This is a genomic window from Pseudomonas danubii (assembly GCF_042980055.1).
In the GTDB taxonomy this organism is placed as follows: Bacteria; Pseudomonadota; Gammaproteobacteria; order Pseudomonadales; family Pseudomonadaceae; genus Aquipseudomonas; species Aquipseudomonas danubii.
In genome coordinates this window covers 2,501,467-2,520,755 of record NZ_CP116502.1, presented here as the reverse complement: position 1 = coordinate 2,520,755, position 19,289 = coordinate 2,501,467, and the positions used below count along the sequence as shown (strand labels likewise).

20 protein-coding genes are annotated in these 19,289 nt (G+C 61.8%); 5 read left to right on the top strand and 15 right to left on the bottom strand.

Annotation, left to right across the window (positions count from 1 at the left end):
• Nucleotides 1-1,089 carry an efflux RND transporter periplasmic adaptor subunit gene (locus PFZ56_RS11615; RefSeq protein WP_102878537.1) on the bottom strand — a complete coding sequence of 363 codons (1,089 nt, stop codon included), beginning with the start codon at nt 1,087-1,089 and terminating at the stop codon, nt 1-3.
• A gap of 94 nt (nt 1,090-1,183) precedes the next feature.
• Between PFZ56_RS11615 and PFZ56_RS11610 the strand changes: the two genes are divergently transcribed.
• The gene (locus tag PFZ56_RS11610; RefSeq protein WP_102861347.1) at nt 1,184-1,819 is read left to right on the top strand and encodes a TetR/AcrR family transcriptional regulator; all 636 of its coding nucleotides are present in this window, start codon (nt 1,184-1,186) and stop codon (nt 1,817-1,819) included.
• A gap of 148 nt (nt 1,820-1,967) precedes the next feature.
• Here PFZ56_RS11610 and PFZ56_RS11605 read toward each other — a convergent pair whose 3' ends face one another.
• Nucleotides 1,968-2,750, bottom strand: a complete 783-nt coding sequence (locus PFZ56_RS11605; protein WP_102861346.1) for a class I SAM-dependent methyltransferase — start codon at nt 2,748-2,750, stop codon at nt 1,968-1,970.
• Nucleotides 2,751-2,843: 93 nt separating this feature from the next.
• Between PFZ56_RS11605 and PFZ56_RS11600 the strand changes: the two genes are divergently transcribed.
• The gene (locus tag PFZ56_RS11600) at nt 2,844-3,461 is read left to right on the top strand and encodes an energy transducer TonB (RefSeq protein ID WP_110652338.1); all 618 of its coding nucleotides are present in this window, start codon (nt 2,844-2,846) and stop codon (nt 3,459-3,461) included.
• A gap of 9 nt (nt 3,462-3,470) precedes the next feature.
• Here the strand turns inward: PFZ56_RS11600 and PFZ56_RS11595 are convergent, their stop codons facing one another.
• The 7 genes from PFZ56_RS11595 to ppc form a co-directional block, all read right to left on the bottom strand.
• Nucleotides 3,471-4,169 carry an extensin family protein gene (locus PFZ56_RS11595; RefSeq protein ID WP_102878534.1) on the bottom strand — a complete coding sequence of 233 codons (699 nt, stop codon included), beginning with the start codon at nt 4,167-4,169 and terminating at the stop codon, nt 3,471-3,473.
• A gap of 13 nt (nt 4,170-4,182) precedes the next feature.
• Nucleotides 4,183-5,013, bottom strand: a complete 831-nt coding sequence (locus PFZ56_RS11590; protein ID WP_102878533.1) for an oxaloacetate decarboxylase — start codon at nt 5,011-5,013, stop codon at nt 4,183-4,185.
• Between the two features lie 33 nt (nt 5,014-5,046).
• Complete coding sequence (locus tag PFZ56_RS11585) at nt 5,047-5,907, bottom strand: DUF72 domain-containing protein (protein WP_170001234.1); 861 nt, start codon at nt 5,905-5,907, stop codon at nt 5,047-5,049.
• Nucleotides 5,904-6,206, bottom strand: coding sequence for a hypothetical protein (locus PFZ56_RS11580; protein ID WP_102878532.1), 303 nt, complete (start codon nt 6,204-6,206; stop codon nt 5,904-5,906). Before PFZ56_RS11580 ends, PFZ56_RS11585 begins: the two co-directional genes overlap by 4 nt.
• 186 nt (nt 6,207-6,392) lie before the next feature.
• Complete coding sequence (tsaB, locus tag PFZ56_RS11575) at nt 6,393-7,067, bottom strand: tRNA (adenosine(37)-N6)-threonylcarbamoyltransferase complex dimerization subunit type 1 TsaB (protein WP_102878531.1); 675 nt, start codon at nt 7,065-7,067, stop codon at nt 6,393-6,395.
• Between the two features lie 90 nt (nt 7,068-7,157).
• Nucleotides 7,158-7,805: an adenylate kinase gene (gene adk / locus PFZ56_RS11570; RefSeq protein WP_102861340.1), complete on the bottom strand. Its 648-nt coding sequence runs from the start codon at nt 7,803-7,805 to the stop codon at nt 7,158-7,160.
• Nucleotides 7,806-8,094: 289 nt separating this feature from the next.
• Nucleotides 8,095-10,725: a phosphoenolpyruvate carboxylase gene (gene ppc / locus PFZ56_RS11565; protein ID WP_102861339.1), complete on the bottom strand. Its 2,631-nt coding sequence runs from the start codon at nt 10,723-10,725 to the stop codon at nt 8,095-8,097.
• Nucleotides 10,726-10,929: 204 nt separating this feature from the next.
• Here ppc and PFZ56_RS11560 point away from each other — a divergent pair, with 204 nt between their 5' ends.
• The 3 genes from PFZ56_RS11560 (at nt 10,930) to PFZ56_RS11550 (ending at nt 12,812) form a co-directional block, all read left to right on the top strand.
• Nucleotides 10,930-11,274 carry a pilin assembly protein gene (locus tag PFZ56_RS11560; RefSeq protein WP_102878530.1) on the top strand — a complete coding sequence of 115 codons (345 nt, stop codon included), beginning with the start codon at nt 10,930-10,932 and terminating at the stop codon, nt 11,272-11,274.
• A 285-nt stretch (nt 11,275-11,559) separates the two neighbouring features.
• On the top strand, nt 11,560-11,973 hold the full coding sequence (locus tag PFZ56_RS11555) for a DUF4398 domain-containing protein (protein WP_016967758.1): 414 nt from the start codon (nt 11,560-11,562) through the stop codon (nt 11,971-11,973).
• Nucleotides 11,974-12,023: 50 nt separating this feature from the next.
• A complete protein-coding gene (locus PFZ56_RS11550) occupies nt 12,024-12,812 on the top strand; it encodes an OmpA family protein (RefSeq protein WP_110596467.1) in 789 nt (262 codons plus the stop codon).
• A gap of 127 nt (nt 12,813-12,939) precedes the next feature.
• On the opposite strand, the gene PFZ56_RS11545 is transcribed toward PFZ56_RS11550, so the two are convergent.
• The 6 genes from PFZ56_RS11545 to prfB all read right to left on the bottom strand — a co-directional run bounded on the left by PFZ56_RS11545 (nt 12,940) and on the right by prfB (nt 19,264).
• Entirely contained in the window at nt 12,940-13,266 is a 327-nt protein-coding gene (locus PFZ56_RS11545; RefSeq protein WP_102878528.1) for a hypothetical protein, read from the bottom strand.
• Entirely contained in the window at nt 13,263-14,177 is a 915-nt protein-coding gene (locus PFZ56_RS11540) for an alpha/beta hydrolase (protein ID WP_170001235.1), read from the bottom strand. The genes PFZ56_RS11545 and PFZ56_RS11540 overlap by 4 nt, the downstream gene beginning before the upstream one ends.
• 53 nt (nt 14,178-14,230) lie before the next feature.
• Nucleotides 14,231-15,508 (bottom strand): flavohemoglobin expression-modulating QEGLA motif protein, encoded by a 1,278-nt coding sequence (locus PFZ56_RS11535; protein ID WP_102878527.1) that lies wholly within the window; start codon nt 15,506-15,508, stop codon nt 14,231-14,233.
• Between the two features lie 243 nt (nt 15,509-15,751).
• Complete coding sequence (locus tag PFZ56_RS11530; protein WP_102878526.1) at nt 15,752-16,468, bottom strand: TetR/AcrR family transcriptional regulator; 717 nt, start codon at nt 16,466-16,468, stop codon at nt 15,752-15,754.
• Nucleotides 16,469-16,573: 105 nt separating this feature from the next.
• Nucleotides 16,574-18,076, bottom strand: coding sequence for a lysine--tRNA ligase (gene lysS, locus PFZ56_RS11525; protein ID WP_102861335.1), 1,503 nt, complete (start codon nt 18,074-18,076; stop codon nt 16,574-16,576).
• A gap of 92 nt (nt 18,077-18,168) precedes the next feature.
• Nucleotides 18,169-19,264 (bottom strand): peptide chain release factor 2 gene (prfB, locus tag PFZ56_RS11520; RefSeq protein ID WP_102861334.1). Its coding sequence is split into 2 segments (ribosomal slippage): nt 18,169-19,191 and nt 19,193-19,264, totalling 1,095 coding nucleotides; the frame shifts between segments, so codons are not numbered across the junction.
• Between the last annotated feature and the right edge of the window lie 25 nt (nt 19,265-19,289).

Sequence of the window (19,289 nt, the reverse complement as noted above, 5' to 3'; positions counted from 1 at the left end):
CTACTCCTTGACCGCCAGATTGACCACACGGTTGGAGCGATCCACCGGGCGCACCTGCAAGCCCTCATGGAGCACATGCACCCCGGCTGCCACCACCCAATCGCTGGCGCTCAAACCTTCGAGCACCGGCACTGTCTTCTCACCGAAGGCACCGACCCGTACCGGCGTCTTGTGCAAGGTGTTGTTGGCATCGACTCGCCAAACGTAGGTCGCGCCCCCTTCGGCAGTCAGCGCCGACAACGGCACCGACAGCGACAGCGCATCAGCGCTCTGGATGAACACCCTGGCGCTCTGGCCCAACTCCGCCGGAACCTTGCCGGCACTGAAGGCAATGCGTGCGGCAAAGGTCCGGGACTTGGGATCGGCAGCCGGGGACAGCTCGCGGATGCGCCCGTCGAAACGTTGGCCCGGCTGGGTCCAGAGTTCCACCGAGACTGGCTGGCCGACCTTGAAGCGACCGTAGTTCTGCTCGGGGAAGCTGATCAGCACCTCACGCTCACCGTCAGTGGCCAGGGTAAAGACTGTCTGCCCGGCCGCCACCACTTGCCCCACTTCCACTGCGCGCTTGGCCACCACGCCATCCTGCGGGGCACGCAGCACGGCATAACCGGCCTGGTTGTTGGCCACGTCAAACTCGGCCTTGATCTGCTTCAGGCGTGCTTCACCAGCACGGTAGAGGTTTTCGGCGTTGTCGTATTGGGAATGGCTGACCATCTGCCGCTCCAGCAGGGTCTTGTAGCGATCACGCTCGGCGCGCACCAGATTGAGGTTGGCAGTGGCCGCCGTGACCTGGGCCCGAGTGGCCTCCAGTTGCAGGCGAACATCCTGGGGATCGAGTTCGGCCAGGGGCTGATTGGCCTTGACCCGCTCGCCTTCTTCCACCAGTCGTCGACTGACCTTGCCACCGATACGGAACGCCAGGTCGGGTTCGTAGCGGGCTCGCACCTCGCCCGGATAACTGTCCGAAACCCGCGCCGAAGGCTCTGGCTGGACCACCATGGCCGGTCGGACGCCAATTTGAACGGGCTCTTCGTGCCCACAAGCAGACAGAAAAAAAGCCAGGCTGACTGGCAAGGCATAGCGGAACATGGCGGCGACCTTTCGCTAATGGTGCTTGGAATAATTATACTGGCCGGTATGTTATTAATAGCAAACTCACCAGTCCAGTATTAACAGCGAAAAAATGTCCGACAATCACTCCGCAAACGTTGGGCCAGGCAGGCCCAAGGATCTGGCCAAGCGCCAGGCCATTCTCGAAGCAGCGAAAAACCTGTTTCTGAGCAATGGCTACGCCAGTACCAGCATGGATGCGGTCGCCGCCGAAGCCGGCGTTTCAAAACTCACGGTCTATAGCCATTTCAACGACAAAGAGACCCTGTTCACCGCCGCCGTGGTGGCCAAGTGCGAAGAGCAGCTGCCCACGCTGATCTACGAACTGACGCCCGACACACCGGTGCGAGGCGTCCTGTTGAACATCGCACGAGGCTTTCATCAGCTGATCAACAGCGACGAGTCGGTGAACCTGCATCGCTTGATCATGGCCCTAGGCAATCAGGATCCCAAGCTCTCGCAAATGTTCATTGAGGCCGGCCCCGAACGCGTACTGCAGGGTATGGAGCGGCTGCTGGGGCGAATCAATCAGTTGGGCACCTTGCACATCGACAAGCCGCGCAATGCCGCCGAGCATTTCTTCTGCATGCTCAAGGGCGGGGCGAACTTCCGCCTGCTCTATGGTTGCGGCGAGCCCTTGAGAGGCCCCGCTGCGGAAGAGCACGTGCAAGAAGTGGTGGATCTGTTCATGCGCGCCTACCGGCCATAGAAACCGGCATGTGCGGGAGCAGGCTGTTGTAGGAGCTGGCTTGCCAGCGAAGAGGCCCTGAGATCGCCTTCGCCGGCAAGCCGGCTCCTACAACCAGGAGCCCTCCCCTGAAACCGCTTTTGCCAGCAAGCCGGCGCCTACATCGGGTTCAGGCCTTGAGGGCCTTCTTCGGGTAGATATCGTAGCGACTGGATTTGCCTTCCAGTCCGTGGCTTGGCTTCGGCCCTTCAATGCACGGTGCCTTGCGCGGGCGCTTGACCACCACTCGATGGCTGGCCAGGGCCAGGGCTGCGGCCAGCAGTGCCGGAGCGTCATTGTCGTCCCCCACCAACGGCCGGAACAGACGCATTTCCTTTTTCACCAAGGCGCTTTTCTCCCGATGGGGAAACATCGGATCGAGGTAAATCACCTGAGGCGGCTCGCCCTCCCAGTTGCGCATCAGCTCGATAGAGTTGCCCTTGAGCAAGTGCATGCGGGCAACGATAGGCGCCACCTCGGCGTCCAGCGCCCCCCGGGCCAACCCGTCCTCCAGCAGCGCACCAATCAATGGCTGGCGCTCGATCAGACTCATTTCACAGCCGAGGGTAGCCAGGACAAACCCGTCCTTGCCCAAGCCTGCCGTGGCATCCAGCACCCGTGGCCGCACGCCCTGAGCAACGCCCACCGCCTTGGCAATCATCTGCCCGCTGCCACCACCGTACAGCCGCCGATGGGCCGCTCCGCCTTCAACAAAGTCCACCCGCACCGGCCCTGGTGCATCGGCGCCCAGCTGTTGCAATTGCAGCCCCTGCTCACCCACCTGCAGGGCAAACTCGGCCTCGTCGATCTGCAACGGCAGTCCCAGGCGTTGTGCCCATTGCTGAGCCTGCGGCGCGAATCCAGCGTCCAGGGCCTCGACTTTGATGCGGCAGGCCGCGGGTTGCTCATTCATCTGAAAACACACTCAAAAAATTAATGATCGGCAAAAACTGCCGATAACAGAACTATCGGCCATTTTGCCAGAGCTCAGCGTCGACCGAGAGCAATGTCAGACATTCAACGCACATCGATAGGTTATATCTCTCGCCACGGCGACTATGGCCTACGCAACTCCCAGGCACTGAGCGGCGTCAGCCATCTGTGGCAGGACTTCTTTGCCCAGGCCCTGGCCGAGCAACAGGGAGAAGGCGCGAGCGTTGACGGGCTACCCGCGGTGGCCATTGATGGTCCCGTGGAACCGGTTGGCGGCACCGATGTTCTGACGCAGATCGTCAACCAGCGCCATTGCGATGTTCAGGACACCGAGATTCGCCCCCCTGAGCCGCTGTTCCTGCCGATCGCCGAATTCGAAATGGAACTGCTGGACAAGCCGGCTCCGCCCTTCCCGCCGGAAGAAATCGTTGCCCAGCAACGTCAGCAGGACTTTGAGAGTGGCTGGGTCCGCCCGATCGTGCTCAATGCCGGTCAGCCGCTGCCGGCCCCCGGCCCGGCACCGGAACCACGTCCGCTGCACCTGCCCATCGCCGAATTCGAACTGGACCTGCTGGATAAACCGGCCGAACCGTTCCCGCCGCAGGAGCTTATCGAGCAACAGCGGCAGATGGACTTCGACATCGGCTGGGCACGCCCACTGATTCTGCAGAACCTGCGCATCGCCGCCTGAGCCGGCTCCTCAGCGACATATCCACCAAGGCCCTACATCCAGATGAAAATGGTTGCGATGGGCGCTGTTGTAATCCGGCCCCAGTACCACATTGAATGCATCGCAGGCACCGTCCCGGGCCAGTCGCAAAAAACGTCCCGCATCGCTGTCCTTCGGCCAATCCTTGAGCACACTGATGCTGCGCCCGTCCGCCAGTCGAAAACCGGCAATATCCAGGGCGTTGGCACTGGCGTGCTGACTGCGAGCACCATTCTCACGACTGTACATATTGCGGCAGGCAAAACTGCCCAGATGATCGACCCGCGCCACGCGCTGCCCATACACCGCCTGTGCCGCGGGCTGCAGCCCGTGGCGCTCATAAAGGGCAAAGGCCACCGCCAGTGGGCAACTGGCAAGGAAGCTGCTGCTCAAGGCGACATCGCCACCTTGCACGCGCAAGGTATTGCTCAATGGGCAGGCCACATCACCACGACTGTCGGGCTGGCGACTGGTGCGCAAGCCGGAACGGCCAAGCACCTCGTCGCACAGTTGCGGATCGTCCCGCAGCCGCGCCAGCTTGAAGCGGGTCAACAGATTCGGCTTGGCCCTTACATCCAGCGGCGCCCAAGGGTTCCAGGCATCCGCCAGCGGCACCCAGCCCAGGCGTATACCAATCAACAACAAGGCGCCCAGCAACAACAGGACGCCCAGAATTCTCACCACCCGCACAGAATGTCCCGCTTTATGGCTGTTTGAACAATTGATTGATCTGCCGAAACGGCATCGCACGATCGGCAAAATCAAAGCGACCATGCTCGCGGATATCCTCCGCAGCCCGGTAGAAAGCACCATAGGCGGCCCGGGCCAGGGCCGAACCGACACTGATGCGCTTGACCCCCAGCTCCGCCAGTTGCGCCACGCTCAGGTTGAGGCCACCAGACATCAGCACGTTCACCGGCTTGGGCGCCACAGCCCGCACCACCTGCACAATCTCCTCGGCGCTGCGCAGGGCCGGAGCATAGAGTACATCGGCACCGGCTTCGGCAAAGGCCTGCAAGCGGCGAATGGTGTCTGGCAGATCATCACGACCGTGGAGCAGGTTCTCCGCCCGGGCAGTCAGGATGAACGGGAATGGCAAGCTGCGCACGGCGGCAGCACATGCCTCGATACGCTCCACCGCCAGGTTGAAGTCATAGATAGGGTCGTCGGCGCGACCGCTGGCGTCCTCGATCGAGCCTCCAACCACACCACTGGCTGCCGCCAACAACAGGGCTTGGGCGCAACCTTCAGGACTGTCGGAAAAGCCGTTTTCCAAGTCCACCGCCACCGGCAGGCTGCTGGCACCGACTATGACCCGCACATTGTCCAGGGTGTCTTCCAGGCTGACGGCGCCCTCGGCATCCGGACGCCCCAGGGAGAAGGCATAACCGGCGCTGGTGGTGGCCAGGGCCTCGAACCCGAGACCGGCCAGCATCTTCGCGGAACCGGCATCCCAGGGGTTGGGAATGACAAAGGCGCCGGCACGTTCATGCAGGGCTTTGAAGGCATTGGCTCGAAGGGTTTGCGCGTCCATTTGCTCGCTCCGGAAGAAGGCAATGAAGACGCCTCAGAGCAAGCCGAGCTGCTCCGCGGCGGGCTCTCTGTATAACTCAGGCAACGCGGGCAAGCCAGGCAAACGTTGCATCAGCTGGCTATGAAAACGGCGGGCCAGTTCAGCGGCCAGTCGGTTGTCCGAGGTATGCAGGAAGACATAAGGGGTACGCCCCTCTTCGATCCAGCCGGCGACCTTGTCGATCCAGGGCACGAGAAATGGATCGTTGGCCTCAAGCTCCGGATGACCGATGAAGCGCACTTGCGGAAACTGGGTGAACGCCGCAGGTCGCGGCGGCACCTTGGGCTTTTTCGACTGGGCGTGCAGCACCGCGGGAGCAGTGGACGTGCAACTGAACAGGGCCCGTGGATCAAGGCAGATACGCTCGACGCCACGCTCACGCAACAGTCGGTTGAGCATGCGCTCCGCATCGCCCTTGGCAAAGAACTCCGGATGCCGGACCTCCACCGCCAGCGGCCGCTCCAGACCCTCGATAAAGCCCGCCAATTCCCCCAGACGCTGCGGTGCGAAGCTGGCCGGCAATTGCAGCCACAAGGGCGACACACGTTCCCCCAGGGGGCTGAGCAACTGGATAAAGGTCTGGGCAGCGCTCAGTTGTTCGCGCAGGTCACCGCCGTGGCTGATGTCACCGGGAAACTTGGCGGTGAAACGAAAGTGCTCGGGCATGATCTGGGCCCAGCGCTGCACAGTGCCGGGCGCGGGCCGTGCATAGAAGGTGGTGTTGCCTTCAACGGCATTGAAGACCTGGGAATACAGGCCAAGGAAATCAGTGGGTCGCGCATCCTCCGGGTACAGGTACTCACGCCAGGCGTTTTCGCTCCAGGAAGGACAACCCAGGAAATAAGGCAGCATCAGATGTACAGGTCGAGCCCCACCACTTCCAGATCCCAATCGACAAAGCCGGCGGTGGTCAGGTAGCTGGCCAGGGCATTGGCCACGCTCTTTTTCATCGCGCGCTGAAAGATCATGTCCTGAGGACGGGCGGGGAGATTACCGGTGCGAGGGGCAGATGCCTGGGAACGGCTTTGAGTCGCAGGTTCGGACTGGACTTCAATGGCGTCGTCATCATCCAGAGACTCGTCTACCAGCGCCAGGCCTTTACGAGGCTTGCGCTTGATGGGGTAGGACTGAGAGGAGATGCCGTCTATGCGCATACTGAAAAGCCCGGGGTCAATGATGGCAATTTAGCGGCACCGCTTCGACTTAGCAAATGCCCAAGTGATAACTAGAACACAGAAAAGCCAAAAGGTTTAAACCCGAGCAGAATCGACTCCGAAAACCAGACGATTGGCCGGTTTACACCGGAAAAATCTGAACCCCCGCAAACACTTGGACCACCCTCAACGGGCTTTGGGCGTGGCCACCTTGTCGCGCAGATAGACCGGTTGTGCGTCATCGGCAACTATCGCTTCGCCCCGCTCCCAGGCAAATTTCGCCAGGGTCAGCAGGTCTTCGGCGTGGGGCAGCATGCCCGCGTCCTGACCACTGAGAGGGACCGCGATGCGCTCGCCATAACCCCAGCCGGTGCCCGCGCCGAACCAGTCGCCGCTGGCCCCCTCCGGCAAGGCCGCGACTTCCGGCGGCAGCACCGCTTCGGCGCCCACCAGACGCATCTCGCCAGCCGTTTCCCGGTAGCAGCCCCAATAGACTTCATCCATGCGCGCATCGATGGCCGAGGCCACCTGGGTCGCACCGTGCTCACGCAAGGCGCGCTGGGCCAGCACCGCCAGGTTGGACACCGGCAGCACCGGACGCTCCAGGGCGAAGGCCAGCCCTTGCACCACGCCAATGGCGATCCGCACGCCGGTGAAAGCGCCGGGGCCACGGCCAAAGGCAATCGCATCCACCGCCTGCAAGGTGGTGCCGGCATTGGCCAGCAGCTCCTGGATCATCGGCAACAGCTTCTGTGCATGCAGGCGGGGGATCACCTCGTAATGGCTCGTAACCTTGCCGTCATGCAGCAAAGCAACGGAGCAAGCTTCAGTCGCGGTGTCCAGGGCCAGCAAGGTGCTCATCGGGGGTTCCATCGGCATTGAAAAAAGTGACGCATTATAAACAGCAACGGCCCGCAAGCGGGCCGTTGAACGATCAAACGATCAGGCAACTCAGCTCAGGGCTTCGAGCACCTTGGCGGTGATCACTTCCACCGAACCCACGCCAGGGATATGGCTGTACTTCGGTTTGCCTTGAGCCGCGGCCAGTTGCTGGTAGAACTCCACCAGCGGCTTGGTCTGGGAGTGATAGACCGACAGGCGATGACGCACGGTTTCTTCGGTGTCGTCCTTGCGCTGCACCAGGTCTTCACCGGTGATGTCGTCCTTGCCGGCAATCTTCGGCGGGTTGTAAACGGTGTGGTAGACCCGGCCCGAAGCTTCGTGCACCCGGCGGCCGGCAATACGCTGGACGATCTCTTCGTCGTCAACAGCGATTTCTACTACGTTGTCCAGCTCAACACCGGCTTTGACCAGCGCTTCGGCCTGAGGAATGGTGCGCGGGAAGCCGTCGAACAGGAAGCCATTAACGCAGTCGGCCTGGCTGATGCGTTCCTTGACCAGGTTGATGATCAGGTCATCGGACACCAGGCCACCGCTGTCCATCACGCTCTTGGCCTTCAGGCCCAGCTCGGTGCCGGCCTTGACCGCAGCACGCAGCATGTCGCCGGTGGAGATCTGTGGAATGCCGAACTTTTCGGTGATGAACTTTGCCTGAGTACCTTTACCGGCCCCGGGAGCTCCCAGCAGAATTACGCGCATCGATGTGCTCCTCAATTTTTTATTTAGAAACGCTCGGATTCGCCTCGTGGGGCCAATCTCAAAAATAGGATAGTGGCCGCCCAAACGGCCAAAGGCTGATCAAGATACACAGCCGACACAGCGCACACAAGCAGTCGAAAGTCGGAGGAACCCGGCCCTTTTGTGCCCCATCGGCACGGTAGAACAAGTCGCAACCCCATAACAAAGTGTCGCCAGATGAATCTGAGCGACACCTTGGGATTGTCCCGATCAGGGCCGTGCCAAAGCAGGCCGACAGCCCTCTGCAACCTCAGCCGGTATTGCGCAAACCGGCGGCGATACCCGCTACGGAGACCAGCAGCGCCTGTTCCAGGGGGCTTCCTTGCGGCGCCTCCTGTTTGCGCGAGCGTGCCAGCAACTCCGCCTGCAACAGATGCAGCGGGTCGAGGTAGGTATTGCGCAGGCGGATGAACTCCAGGGTGTCGGGGCTGTGGGCCAGCAGTTGCGACTGCCCGGTCAGGCCCAGGACCACCGCGCAGGCCTGCGACAATAGGTCGCGTAAATGCGCACCCAATGGCAGCAGTTCCGCTTCCACCAGGCGCTCGTCATAAGAACGGGCAATGTCGGCATCGGCCTTGGCCAGGACCATCTCCAGCATGTCGATGCGAGTGCGGAAAAACGGCCATTGCTCACGCATCTGCCCCAGCAACTCACCCTCGCCTCGGGCCAGCGCCTTGCTCAAGGCCGCTTCCCAGCCGAGCCACGCCGGCAGCATCAGGCGCGTCTGAGTCCAGCCGAAGATCCATGGGATAGCCCGCAGGCTTTCAATGCCACCGGCACGGCGCTTGGCTGGCCGACTGCCCAGGGGCAGGCGGCCCAGCTCCTGCTCCGGGGTGGACTGGCGGAAGTACTCGACAAACTGCGGGTTGTCCCGCACCACCGCGCGATAGGCCTGGACCCCGTCGCTGGCCAGCTCGTCCATCAGGTGACGCCAGGCTGGCTCCGGAGGCGGCGGCGGCAGCAAGGTGGCTTCCAGTACCGCAGCCAGATAAAGGTTGAGGTTCTGCTCGGCAATGTCCGGCAGGCCAAATTTGAAACGGATCATTTCCCCTTGCTCGGTGGTGCGGAAGCGCCCCGCCACCGAACCCGGAGGCTGCGACAGAATCGCCGCGTGGGCCGGACCGCCGCCGCGCCCCACAGTACCGCCGCGGCCATGGAACAACAGCAGTTCCACCTGCTGTTCACGGCAGATATCCACCAGCCGTTCCTGAGCCCGATATTGCGCCCAGGCCGCAGCGGTGGTCCCGGCATCCTTGGCCGAGTCGGAATAACCGATCATCACTTCCTGAGGCCCTTGCAGGCGTGAGCGATAGCCCGGCATGTGCAGCAGTTTTTCCATCACCGGCCCGGCGTTGTCCAGGTCCGCCAGGGTTTCGAACAAGGGCACCACACGCATCGGCCGCAGCACCCCAGACTCCTTGAGCAGCAACTGCACCGCCAGTACATCGGAGGCCGCGCCCGCCATGGAAATCACGTAGGAACCCAAGGAAGCCGCCGGGGCGACGGCGATCTCGCGACAGGTAGCGAGCACCTCCGCCGTGTCAGCCGAGGGTTTGAAATAACCCGGCAGCAAGGGACGGCGACTGCTCAGCTCGCGCATCAGGAAGCTGATGCGATCTTCCTCGCTCCAGTCCTCATAGCGGCCCAGGCCCAGATAGTCGGTGATTTCGGTCATGGCCGAGGTGTGCCGACTGGAGTCCTGACGCACATCGAGACGCACCAGGAACAGGCCGAACGTCACCGCCCGCCGCAAGCAATCGAGCAATGGGCCATCGGCGATCACCCCCATACCGCATTCATGCAGCGACTGGTAGCACAGCTGCAGCGGCTCCAGCAGGTCGCGGTTGTTCTGCAATACCTCGGCACCCGCCGGCACCGGAGCGCCAAGCGCTGCATGCGCCCAGTTACGGGTGGCCCGCAGACGCTCGCGCAATTGCTTGAGCAGCGCCCGATACGGCTCGGCACTGTCCCCGGCCCTGGCCAGCAAGGCCGCGTTGGCCTGCTGCATGGACAGTTCGGCGGCCAGGTGATCGACGTCCCGCAGGTACAGGTCGGCAGCCATCCAGCGCGCCAGCAACAGTACCTCCCGGGTCACGCTGGCGGTGACATTGGGGTTGCCGTCCCGGTCGCCGCCCATCCACGAAGCGAAGCGGATCGGTGCCGATTCCAACGGCAGGTGCAGCCCGGTAGCCTCGAACAACGCCTTGTCGGCCTTGCGCAGGTAGTTGGGAATGGCCTGCCACAAGGAGTGCTCGATCACCGCGAAACCCCATTTGGCCTCATCCACCGGCGTCGGCCGAGTACGGCGGATTTCCTCGGTGTGCCAGGCTTCGGCAATCAAGCGCTGCAGGCGTTCCTGGATCTGCCCGCGCTCGGCGCTGGTGAGATCGCGATGGTCCTGGGCCGCCAGTTGCCCGGCGATGGCATCGTATTTCTGAATCAGGGTGCGGCGCGCCACTTCGGTGGGGTGAGCGGTGAGCACCAGCTCAATCTCCAGGCGCCCCAACTGCCGGGCCAGAGCATCGGCAGAATGCCCAGCAGCCCGCAGCCGAGCCAGCAGCTCCGGTAGTACCCGGGCCTCGAACGGCGCCGGCTGCGACTCGTCGCGGCGGTGGATCAACTGATACTGCTCGGCGATGTTCGCCAGGTTGAGGAACTGGTTGAAGGCCCTGGCCACCGGAAGCAGTTCGTCCTCGCTCAACTGGTCGAGGCTGGCACTCAATTCGACCCCGGGCGAGCCCCGTCGATCGGCCTTGGCGCCCTTGCGAATCTGCTCGATCTTGTCGAGGAAAGCCTCCCCGTACTGATCACGGATGGTATTGCCCAACAGTTCTCCCAAGAGGTGAACGTCTTCGCGCAAGCGCGCATCAATATCGGTCATCGAGGTGTTCTCCAGCAGACTCAAGGCGGCACGGAAGGCTCAAGAGTGCCGCTTGCAGGCATCCCTTAGCAAGCACGTGGCAAACCGGCGCCCAACCTTCGGCGATGGAGCTAGTCTCAACAGTAGACCGCACAAGGGCCACGCACCGGCCCGTGCCGGTCACTCAACCCAACTTGCCACAAGCAGGTGTTCATTGAGGTCATCATGAAAATCCGTGAACTTGCGCAACACTGGGAAGAAAACGCCAAGGGTCGCCTGACCAAGACCGGCTACCGGATTCACCTGGATGTGGAAGCCGCCGCGCGCCTGGCCGCACTCTCCGAGATGTACCCCAAACGCCAGACCGAGGAACTGCTCGGCGAACTGATCGGCGCCGCCCTGGAAGAGCTGGAAGCCAGCTTCCCCTACATCCAGGGTCAGCACGTAGTGGCCACCGACGAGGAAGGTGATCCGCTGTACGAAGATGTCGGCCCCACCCCACGCTTTCTGGCCCTGTCACGTCAACATCTGCAGTTGATCTCAAGCCAGGCCGACAAGCCCAAACACTGAGTCCACCGTCTCTCGTTTCCCTTGAGAAAACCATCGCTCCCGGTCCTGAAAAGGGCCGGGGATACCCCTGCGCACAGCAAAAGTTCCCGATTTAGAGCCCTGACCAAGGCGTCAGATTTTTTTCCGGCCAATCGCCATCTTTCTCTGAACTATTCAAAAAAGCCTCGGGTCACACCCATTAGCCATCACTGGAACGGCCGTTTCAAATTTTGCCATCAGCGCCCGTCACTCAGCGTCACGGCGCCAGGACCGGGATGGATATTGATGTTTTTCAGGAGTTACCCAATGGAGTTGAAGACCATGAAGATCAGCACTGCCAAATCCTCGTTCACCTCTCTGCGCGGGCTGAAACTGGCCGCGCTGGCCCTCGGTAGCAGCATGGTACTGGCCGGTTGTGCCGGTAACCCGCCTTCCGAGCAGTACGCGGTCACGCAATCTGCGGTCAACAGCGCAGTGAGCGCAGGCGGCACCGAATTCGCCGCCGTGGAAATGAAATCGGCCCAGGACAAGCTCAAGCAAGCCGAGATTGCCATGCACGACAAGAAGTACGACGAAGCCCGTCGCCTGGCTGAACAAGCCGAGTGGGATGCCCGTGTCGCCGAACGCAAGGCCCAGGCCGCCAAGGCCGAACAGGCGCTGAAAGATTCGCAGAAAGGCGTTCAGGAACTGCGTCAGGAAGGTATGCGCAGCGTGCAGTAAGCCGCCGCCGATTCCCACGTACTCGTATTTGATTGAAAGGACGAACCATTATGCGCAAACAACTGATGATCCCTGCCCTGTTGGCCATGAGCGTAGCCCTGGCGGCCTGCTCCACCCCGCCTAACGCCAACCTGGAAAACGCCCGGACCAACTTCTCCGGCCTGCAAGCCAACCCGCAGGCGAGCAAAATCGCGGCCCTGGAAACCAAGGATGCCGCCGACTGGATGGACAAGGCCGACAAGGCTTACCTGAACAAGGAAGACGAGAAGAAAGTCGACCAACTGGCCTACCTGACCAACCAGCGGGTTGAAGTGGCCAAGGAAACCATTGCCCTGCGCACTGCCGAAGCCAAGCTCAAGGACGCCGGCGACCAGCGCGCCCGCGCCATCCTCGATGCCCGTAACGCGCAGATCAAGCAACTGCAGGACAGCCTCAACGCCAAGCAGACCGATCGCGGCACCCTGGTGACTTTCGGTGACGTGCTGTTCGCCACCAACAAGTCCGACCTGAAATCCAATGGTCTGGTGAACATCAACAAGTTGTCGCAATTCCTCCAGGAGAACCCGGACCGCAAGGTGATCGTCGAAGGCTACACCGACAGCACCGGTAGCGACTCCTACAACCAGTCCCTGTCCGAGCGCCGTGCCGGCTCGGTGCAGATGGCCCTGATCCGCATGGGCGTCGATCCGGCGCGGATCGTCAGCCAGGGTTACGGCAAGGAGTATCCGGTGGCCGATAACGGCAGCGTTTCCGGTCGTGCCATGAACCGTCGTGTGGAAGTGACCATTTCCAACGACAACCAGCCGGTAGCGCCACGCTCGGCCATCAGCCGCAACTGATGGAGCGCCCTGCTTATATAGGCAGGTAAAACTATAGGCAGGTAAAACCAAACACCGCCGACCTCTTCAGGTCGGCGGCGTTTTTTATGCGGTTATCCAGACGGGAACCGGCTGGCCGGCAAATCGATCACTGCTGCAGTTGCGGCGTCTCTTGCCCCATGCAGCGCACGGCCTGCTTCTTCTTGTTCACCAGCACCCCGGTCAAGCCCTTCTGCTGGGTGTCGAACAACACCAGCACGCCATCGATGCACTGGGCCACTTCATCGGCCGGTTGCAGGGAGATCTTGTAGTCCTCGCCGGGCACGGTCTTGAGCATGGTGAAGTCGCTGAGCAGCAGCGCGTCCTCCGGTTTGGCGAAGTGCAGGTAACCGTAGTACCACAGGCAGGCCACGGTGCCGATGATGCTGCAGATACCGGTGATGATCATTGGAATGGCGTTACGTTCTTCACTCATTGCGGACTCTCTGGAGGTTCAACTGCTGAATTCGGCGTCGCCGGATAGTTGGGGATTTCCCCCAGGCGGCGCAACCCGTCGAAATGCTGCGGATCATCGAGGTAGCGCAGCATCACGCGGCGCCAGGTCGGATCGGCAAAGGTTTGCACATGGCCGCCGCGGGTCAGTTGCAGGACCCGCGGCGGCGGCGCAGCTTGATACACCCGGATGCCATTGGAAAGGGGCACGATCGGATCATCGATGCTGTGATAGATCAATTTCGGCACCCCGGTCAGACGCGGCAGCAGGTGAACCGCGCTGTCGGTGTCCGGCACCAGCCACGACAAAGGCACCTGCAACGGCCAGGTCAGCCAGGACGTGCTCAGGGCATAACGCCCGACATCACGGTAGCTGGCCGGCACGCCGTCGAGGACGATGGCCTTGAGCTGGGCCTGACGCTCGGGGTGCTCCACCAGATAATGAATAGCCAGGGCGCCGCCAAGGCTTTGTCCGAGGACGATCAAGGGTTTGCCTTGAACCTCAGGGGCCTGGTCCAACCACTTGAACGCGGCATCGACGTCCTGGTAGATCGCCGGCAGGCTCGGCGCACCTTCGGACAAGCCATAGCCGCGATAGTCCACCAGCAGCACCTGATAGCCCTGCTCCGGCAACCACCAACTGCCCCCCAGGTGCCAGGCCAGGTTGCCGCCGTTGCCGTGCAGGTGCAGCACCGTGCCCTTGACGGCCACCCCCGGTTTGGCCGGCAGCCACCAGCCGTGCAGCTTGAGGCCATCGGCGCTGGTCAGGGTAATGTCACGGTATTCGAGCTTGGCCCGTTCGGGGGTAAAGGGCAGCCCGGGCTCGGGATAGAACAGCAACGAGCTGCAGCCGGTGAGGCACAGCAGCAACGTCAGTGCGGCCAACAAACGCATCATCGGCCACCCCGTGTATCTATGAATACGTCCATGTGCGCCCCCGGAAAAATTCAAAGGATATTGGAGTAGTCCGCCTCGATCCGATCCAGGCTCAGGTGGTTGAGGAAGTTGGAGAAACACATCCACGCCGACAGCGCATTCATGTCGCGGAACTGGTCGGGCAGGTACTTGGGCGGCACCACCAGGCCTTCATCCACCAGTTGGCGCAAGGTGCGCATGTCTTCCAGGGTGGTCTTGCCGCAGAACAGCAAGGGGATCTGTTCCAGCTTGCCCTTGCGCACAGCCAGCTGAATGTAGTTGTAAACCATGATGAAGCCCTTGAGATAGGACAAGTCTTTGGTAAACGGCAGCCCGTTGGGCACCGAACCGCGGAACACCCGGCTGGCGTTGCCGTAGCTCTCGGCCATCTCGAAACCCTGCTCACGGAAGAACTCGAACACCTGCAGAAAGTCCGCGCCCTCCTCCACCATGTGGATGGCTCGGGTGCGGTTGGTCAGCTTGCGCAGGCGGCTCGGGTAGGAGGCGAAGGTGATGATCTCCATCAGGATCGCCAGGCCTTCCTGGGTCACCGTGGACGAGGGCGGGCCCTTGGCCAGGAAGGTGCAGATGGGCTGGTTCAACCCGTTGAGGGTGGTGCCCACATGCACCAACCCCTCATGGACTTCCAGCGCCCGCACGTCCCGGTTGTTGAACATCGCATCGCTGCGGATCTTGATGTAGTCGGCACCCGCCGCCGCGTCGGCGACAATGCCGTCGGACTCGAATACGCGGATGGTTTCCTCGGCCTCGCCGAACACTTTGTTCAACCGGCTTTGCAGCAGGCTCACCGCCTCCTTGGCGCTGAGAATCTTGGGTTCGTCCTTGAGATCGCCACGCCCGTCGATGTTGTTCAGGTAGTCGGACATCATCAGCCCGAGGTCTGCCAGAGTCGGATCACCGGCGTGGAAGGCATCGGACGCGGCGCCATAAAGCTCCTGGGAAATCAGCCCGAAATCAGCGGTCCCCCGGGCTTCGAGCATGCGCACCACCATGCGGTATTCCTTGCACATCCGGCGCATGATCTGCCCCACCGGGTTGAACTGGCCCAACTGGCGGGTGATGTCGCGCTCAATGTTCTGGAACTCCAGTTTCACCGCGCCAGAGTCGAAGGACAGCGGCCGCCCTTCGTAATAGGCGCGGTCCACCGCCGGCATTTCCTTGCCCTTGGCCTTGAGAAAGCCCTTGCGGATGTTCTCGTCCCACTTCACCGCATCCAGCACCCGGATCGGTGTCTGGGCCAGCACTATGCGATCGGACAAAGTGCGTATCGTCTGCTGGTAATCGTCCACCCGAAACTCCTATTGAATGGGTCTGTAGCGCGGGGTCACTTGCCCAGCAATTGGGTAGGCGCCGCCTGTTTAGCCGGCAGCGGGTCCTTGAAGAGCATCTGGCAACCGCTGAGCAGCGGGAACGACGGGGCAATCAGAATGCGCCAGGCTTGCATGCAACTCTCCTTTGAACACCAGAATGACTGTAGCCGCTGGCGTGGGCCTCGGCCGACAGGCCGCAGCCGGTCAGCCGTGTGGGGCGCGTCAGACCGAAGCCAGAACCAGATGCATGTAGCGCGTGAGGATACCGAGCATCTCTTCCTCCGCCAGCGGCTCAGCGCCGTTGAGCAGGCCCTGATACTCCATCCGGCCGATTATAGACGTCAACACCTTGGCATCCTGCTGCGGCTCCCGCGAGCCCAAGACCTGAAAGAACTGACAGGTGCCGTGGAGCAGGATCTGCTGGTGCGAGCGCACCAACTGCGCCAGGCGCGGGTTGAGCAAGGCTTCCTGGCGGAAGGCCTGCTCGGCCATCAGGTGCTCACGGCGGGTGCTCAACTGGCGCTGCACATAGTCGGCGGTCAGCCGAGCGATGTCGTCGGCCAGCTGCGAGCGAGACGCCGGACTGCCATCACCGTAGGCGACCATTTCCCGCAGCAACCCTTCGTTGTTGGCCCACAGCTTGCCCATGAACGCCGCGCTGCGTTCCACATACTGAGCGAAGGTATCGGTGAGCAAGTCATCGATATCCTTGAAGTAATAGGTGGTGGCCGACAAGGGCACGCCGGCTTCGGCGGCCACCGCGCGATGGCGCACGGCCCGCACACCGTCACGTACCACAATGCGCATGGCGGCATCAAGAATGTCCTGTCTACGCTGCTCACTGCCCTGCCGGCTGGCCTTGCGCCCCTGGTACTGAACACTTTCAGCCACCGCAGTGGCGATGCCGGCTGCACCTTCTTGAGCAATTGCGCGGTTCACGACAGATATTCCCTCTTGAAAATCACACAGAATTAGAAGCGGTACGTCAGTTCCAACCAGACAATAAAAAGCCGCCTGTTAAAGGCGGCTTCTTATTCACAACACTTAAGCTTGCGGCCGCATGTGCGGGAACAGGATCACGTCGCGAATCGACGGCGAGTTGGTCAGCAGCATCACCAGACGGTCGATACCGATACCTTCACCGGCGGTGGGCGGCATGCCGTATTCCAGGGCACGGACGAAGTCGGCGTCGTAGTGCATGGCTTCGTCGTCACCGGCGTCCTTGTCGGCCACCTGGGCCATGAAGCGCTCGGCCTGATCTTCCGCGTCATTGAGCTCGGAGTAGGCGTTGGCGATCTCGCGGCCGCCGATGAACAGCTCGAAACGGTCGGTGACGTTGGGGTTCTCGTCGTTGCGACGGGCCAGTGGCGACACCTCGAACGGGTACTGGGTGATGAAGTGCGGCTGCTCCAGCTTGTGCTCCACCAGCTCTTCGAAAATCATCACCTGCAGCTTGCCCAGACCTTCGAAACCCAGCACCTTGGCGCCGGCCTTCTTGGCGATGGCGCGAGCCTTGTCGATGTCATTCAGGTCATCGGCCGTCAGCTCAGGGTTGTACTTGAGGATCGAATCGAACACCGAGAGACGGGCGAACGGCTCGCCGAAGTGGAACACCTTGTCGCCGTAAGGCACGTCGGTGCTGCCCAGCACCAGCTGCGCCAGTTCACGGAACAGTTCTTCGGTCAGGTCCATGTTGTCTTCGTAGTCGGCGTAGGCCTGGTAGAACTCCAACATGGTGAATTCAGGGTTGTGACGAGTCGAAACGCCTTCGTTACGGAAGTTGCGGTTGATCTCGAACACTTTTTCAAACCCGCCAACCACCAGCCGCTTGAGGTACAGCTCGGGCGCGATACGCAGGAACATTTCCATGTCCAGGGCGTTGTGGTGAGTCTCGAACGGCTTGGCCGCGGCGCCGCCAGGAATGGTCTGCAGCATCGGCGTTTCGACTTCGAGGAAGTCACGCTTCATCAGGAAGCTGCGGATGTGGGCAATGACTTGCGAACGCACGCGGAAGGTCTGACGCACGTCTTCGTTGACGATCAGGTCAACGTAGCGCTGGCGGTAGCGCTGCTCGGTGTCGGTCAGGCCGTGGTGCTTGTCCGGCAGCGGACGCAGCGACTTGGTCAGCAGGCGCACGTGGGTCATTTCAACGTACAGGTCACCCTTACCGGAACGGGCCAGGGTGCCTTCGGCGGCAATGATGTCGCCCATGTCCCAGGTTTTCACCGCGGCCAGGGTTTCTTCGGACAGGGTCTTGCGGTTGACGTAGACCTGGATGCGACCGGTCATGTCCTGGATCACCATGAACGAGCCACGGTTGAGCATGATGCGACCAGCAACCTTGACCGGGATCGCCGCCTCTGCCAGCTCTTCCTTGGTCTTGTCGGCGTACTTTTTCTGCAGATCTTCGCAGTAGTTTTCGCGGCGGAAGTCGTTCGGGAAGGCATTGCCCTTGGCGCGCTCGGCAGCAAGCTTTTCCTTGCGCAGGGCGATCAGGGAGTTTTCTTCCTGTTGCAGGGCTTGCGGGTCGAGTTGTTGGTCGCTCATGTCTTTAAATTTTCCATCAGGTTCGTTGCCCCCGGCCTGCGGCCGGGGGGCGCCGGGCAAGGACTCGTCGTCCCCCCGGCTCCTACAGGGTTTTACAGGCCGGACTTCAGGCTGGCTTCCAGGTACTCGTCGATGTCGCCGTCGAGCACCTTGTCGCAGTCGCTGCGTTCGATGTTGGTGCGCAGGTCCTTGATCCGCGACGCGTCGAGCACGTACGAGCGAATCTGATGACCCCAGCCGATGTCCGACTTGGTGTCTTCCAGGGCCTGGGAAGCCGCGTTGCGCTTCTGCATTTCCTGCTCGTACAACTTGGCCCGCAGCATTTTCATGGCGGTGTCCTTGTTGGCGTGCTGGGAGCGTTCGTTCTGGCAGCTGACCACGGTGTTGGTCGGTACGTGGGTAATACGCACGGCCGAGTCGGTGGTGTTTACGTGCTGACCACCGGCACCGGAGGAGCGATAGGTATCGATCCGCAGGTCGGCCGGGTTGATCTCGATTTCCACCTTGTCATCGATCTCTGGCGAGACGAACACTGCCGAGAACGAGGTGTGGCGACGGTTGCCGGAGTCGAACGGGCTCTTGCGCACCAGGCGGTGCACGCCGATCTCGGTGCGCAGCCAGCCGAAGGCATATTCGCCCTTGATGTGCACGGTCGCGCCCTTGATCCCGGCGACTTCACCGGCCGACAGCTCCATGATGGTCGCCTCGAAACCGCGCTTGTCGGCCCAGCGCAGGTACATGCGCAGCAGGATGTTGGCCCAGTCCTGGGCCTCGGTGCCGCCGGAGCCGGCCTGGATGTCCAGGTAGGCGTTGTTCGGGTCCATTTCGTGGCTGAACATGCGGCGGAATTCTAGCTTGGCGAGGTTTTCCTCGAGACGGGCCAGCTCGGCGACGACATCGCCCACTGCACCTTCGTCGTTTTCTTCGACGGCCATGTCCAGCAGGTCGCGGCAATCGGCCAGACCGCCGTTCAGCTCGTCCAGAGTCTCGACGATCTGTGCCAGCGCAGCGCGCTCGCGGCCCAGTTCCTGGGCGTATTCGGGTTTGTTCCAGACACTCGGATCTTCAAGCTCGCGATTGACCTCGGTCAGACGCTCATGCTTTTGATCGTAGTCAAAGATACCCCCGAATAGTTTCGGAGCGCTCGGACAGGTCCTTGATGGTGTTAAGGATCGGGTTGATTTCCATGGGGGGCGGCACTCGTTGGCGAACT